Raw genomic sequence first — 3688 nt, 5'->3', positions numbered from 1 at the left:
AGCCTCACCGCCTGCTGCTTGAACTCCGCGGTGTACTTCGGTGACGGTTTCCCCATCCCCGCCTCCTTTCCCCGTTTACGGCATCATGCCGAAACGGAAGTCCGTGTGTCAACGGGAATGGGGCAGACCGTTCTCCGACTCGAACCGTCCATCGCCGCCCTCTGCTCAGCGGACAGCTCGCCGAGGAAGTACTCGAGCGCGAAGGGCTCGATGCCGCCGACTGTCCCGGGGAAGACGGAGCGCCATTCCTCAGGAGTCAGGAGCGCGACGGGGTCCGCCACGACGGCGACGGGGCGGCCGAGGATCCCCCCGAGCACGTCGGCGGCGCGGTCCTCACGGACAGAGACGGCGCCCATTCGAGCGATGCCCTCCCTGAACGCGGGAACGGCCCACTTAGGGACGTCCTCCGTCCCGACGCTCGCGGCGTAGGAGACGACCGTTGGGCCGTCGAAGTTCATGCCGAGCCCGAGCGAGAGGTCGTCCGGCGACGCCCACATGGCGTTCCAGACCTGGTCGGACCCTATGACGATGGTGTCGGGACGCCACCGCCCGGAGAGCCCATCTCGGAAGGTGAGAATTGGCCCGTTGAGGCCCCACCTCCGGTCGAAGCGCTCGACCGCCGCATGACGCACTGCGGCTTCGTGCCCTGCGGACCCCCTGCGGAGCAGGTCGCGCACATAGGCCGCCCGCTCCCGCGCTCGCGTCCCGCGCCCCTTCGCGAGGTCGCCGTCGAGCAGCGTCGAAGCGGTCTTGCAGGTTCCTCTGCGGGAGAGGACCCGGGAGAGGGCCCAGTTCTGCAGACGGTTGCCGTAGTTCCTCTTGTCGTTGATCGTGATGATGAGCGTGTCCAAACGGCGCCCCGTTCCCCGGTGCCGCACGCCCGGAACGCCGAACGGCCCCCCTTGGACAGAGATCCAAGGGGGCCGTTCGGCATCGAGCCTTGTGCGACAGCTTGCAGCTTGAGCCAAAGGCTTGCGGGGAGGCTCTCGCTTGAGAGCCCTCCCGCAAGCCCTCCCCCGGAGGGGAGGGCCCGTATCGCCTTTACGGAAGGCGCAACATCAGGTCAAGACTACTTGGCGTAGTTGTAGACCATGCAGGCGGCGTCGGCGCGGATGATCTCGCCCTGAGCGTTCAGGAAGCCGCCATTGCCGAGGATGCCGTTCTCGATGCCCCAGGCGACGGAATTCTCGGCCCAGTCGGAGACGGTGTTCGCGTCGTCGTACTCGTCGAGCACGGAAGTGTCGGCAGCCTCGAAGTCACCGAACTTCTTCGTGTAGTTCATGAGCATCGCGGCGAACTGCTCGCGGGTCACCGGGTCCTCGGGCCCGAAGGTGCCGTTGTCGTAGCCGTTCACGACGCCGGAGAGCTTGGCCCAGGCGATGGCCTTGGCGTAGTACTCGTTGCCGTTGACGTCGTCGAAGCCGGTCATCCAGCCGCCGGCGTTGGTGTAGGTCAGGCCGTTCTCGTCGACCTTGCCCTCGCCCTTGGCCATGTTGTAGAGGACGATCGCCATCTGACCACGGTTGAGCTGATCGAAGGAGCCGAACAGCTTGGTGCCCTTGTAGCCGGTCATGAACTGCTCGTTCGCGACGAAGCTGACCGCGTTCGCGAAGTAGTCGGTGTACTCGACGTCGGCGAACAGGAGGTGGTTGACGCCGTCAGCGTTCTTGCCGTCCTTGATGCAGGTGACGGTGATGTCGGCGGGCAGGGCGTAGTTGTTCTCAGTGTCGGCGTTGCGGGCCTCGAAGTGCAGGGTGTATGCGCCCTCGTCCTCGATCTTGTCGATCTCGGCACCGGATGCGTCGAGGATGGTCACCTTGACGTCCTTGGTCGGCAGGGGGATATAGTTGTCGCCAGACTTGTACTGCAGGTCGAGATCCTTGACCCTGTAGGCGAAGTTCTTCGTCCAGCGCAGGTACTCGGTCTTGTTGCCGACGTTGTCCCACTCCTGGGTCTTGAGAGCGCCGACCTTGATGCCGGAGACGTCGAGGGGCGAGACCGTGATGGTCATCTCGGTGGTGCCGGTCAGCTTGTAGGTGGAGCTGGTGACCTTGAGGGTGTAGGTGCCGGCGTTAACGATCTCGCCGACCTGGTTGCCGTCCGCGTCGTAGTAGGCGACATTGAAGCCGGTTGTAACAACGTTGCCGTTGGCATCCTTGATTCGAACATCGATATCGAGCGCCTTGCCGCTGTAGACGGCCTCGATGGAGCTCACGACCTCCTTGACGCTGTCGCCGTCGACGTCGTACAGGATGGCAGCAGAGGCGTCGGCGTCCACAGCCTCCTGATAGACGTGAACGGGGAGGACCAGCTGGCCTCCGACAGTGCCATCTGCGTTCTCATACCAGTAGAAGGCGGTGAAGTCGGAGCCGACCTCGGTCCACCAAGTACGAGAGGTGTTGCCATTCAGCGTGTCGTACACCACGTTGCCATTGGCATCGTAGACAAGGACATTGAGTTTTCCGTTTGCGCGGCTGTACTCGTTCTTGTCGTCATCCACACCGACGATCTTGTTGTCATCGAACGAGGCGTCGGCGTCGCCGGTGAAGATGTCGTAGCCGCTCTCGACGGCCTCGCCCTTGTAGGTGAAGGCGAGCTCGTCGGCGAGCTTGTAGGCGTTGACGGTCTTGGTGTCGGAGGTGAAGTTCGGGTCGTTCGCCTGCGCCGCGCTCACGACATAGGCGTACTTGCCGTTCTTGTTCCAGATATTATCAGGACTGGCGTTCTTGTCCATCTCGGCCTTGATCTCGCCCATGATGGCGCTGTCGGAGCCGAAGAGCTGGCCGTCGATCATGATCCACTGCGGGTCGGTGGGCTCGGTGCTGCCCTTGACGTAGATGCCGGGGATGAACACATTGCTGCCATTAAGAGCAAGCTTGTCGACCGTGACGGTCTGGCGGTTCAGGTCGACCGCGCCGGTGTAGTTGCCCTTGCCGGTGACGTAGGCGCGGTACTCGCCGGCGTCCAGCACGGAGTCGACCTTCCACTGGTCGCTCAGATCGTGGCCGGCCTCGTACCACTGCACGTCGATGTCGGTGCCGACGTAGAGCTGCTCGCCATCGTCAACGATGCCGTTAGCATTGTTATCGAGGTAGAAGACGATGTCCTTGGTCTCTGCATCGTAGGTGGAGCTGATTTCACCAGCAAGTTCGATGTTGGAGATATCGACCGCGTCGATCTGGAACGGAACGGCGAAGCTCGCGCCCTTGTATGCCCCGTCGATGGCGGTTACGACCGCGTAATACTTCCCGGCGTCCGTCGGGTCGGTGACCTCGTCGCCGACCTCGCCGTTCTCGCCGCGCTTGCAGTAGGACACCTCGTAGGTCTCCGGGTCCTTGACGGGATCGACCACAAGCAGGTCATCGGTTGTCTCGCCATAAATCTTGAAACTGACCCAGTTAAGGGAGACGGGCTCGTTCTTGGAGTAGCCGATGTGATAGACACCGTCCACCTTCTTATCGACATCCGTGCCCGCGCCCTGGGCAAAATGAGCTTCGATGACCTCGGCCTCATCGAAGGCTTCGTTGGGATCCTCGAACTGCAGGTCGATGCCCGTGTCGGCGGTGTCCGCCATAGCGGCCACGGGGGCGGCGCCCAGGGAGAGCGCGCCCACCAGGGACGCGGTCACGACGGCTGCCACCTTCTTAGTGTGCTTCCTGTTGACGCAAGCTGTCATACGTCTTTCTCC

Annotated in this window: 2 protein-coding genes; both read right to left on the bottom strand. The window is 62.9% G+C overall.

Annotated features, from left to right (window positions below; all coding sequences use genetic code 11):
* Positions 1 to 83: 83 nt before the first annotated feature.
* A complete protein-coding gene (locus BN3789_RS12060; RefSeq protein ID WP_066834718.1) occupies positions 84 to 851 on the bottom strand; it encodes a polysaccharide pyruvyl transferase family protein in 768 nt (255 codons plus the stop codon).
* Between the two features lie 218 nt (positions 852 to 1069).
* The gene (locus BN3789_RS12055; RefSeq protein ID WP_079989326.1) at positions 1070 to 3676 is read right to left on the bottom strand and encodes an S-layer homology domain-containing protein; all 2607 of its coding nucleotides are present in this window, start codon (positions 3674 to 3676) and stop codon (positions 1070 to 1072) included.
* Between the last annotated feature and the right edge of the window lie 12 nt (positions 3677 to 3688).

The organism is Collinsella ihumii, from assembly GCF_900046475.1.
GTDB classification, from domain to species: domain Bacteria; phylum Actinomycetota; class Coriobacteriia; order Coriobacteriales; family Coriobacteriaceae; genus Collinsella; species Collinsella ihumii.
Note: the sequence above shows the minus strand (reverse complement) of the source record. Positions and strands in the feature narration are given on the sequence as shown.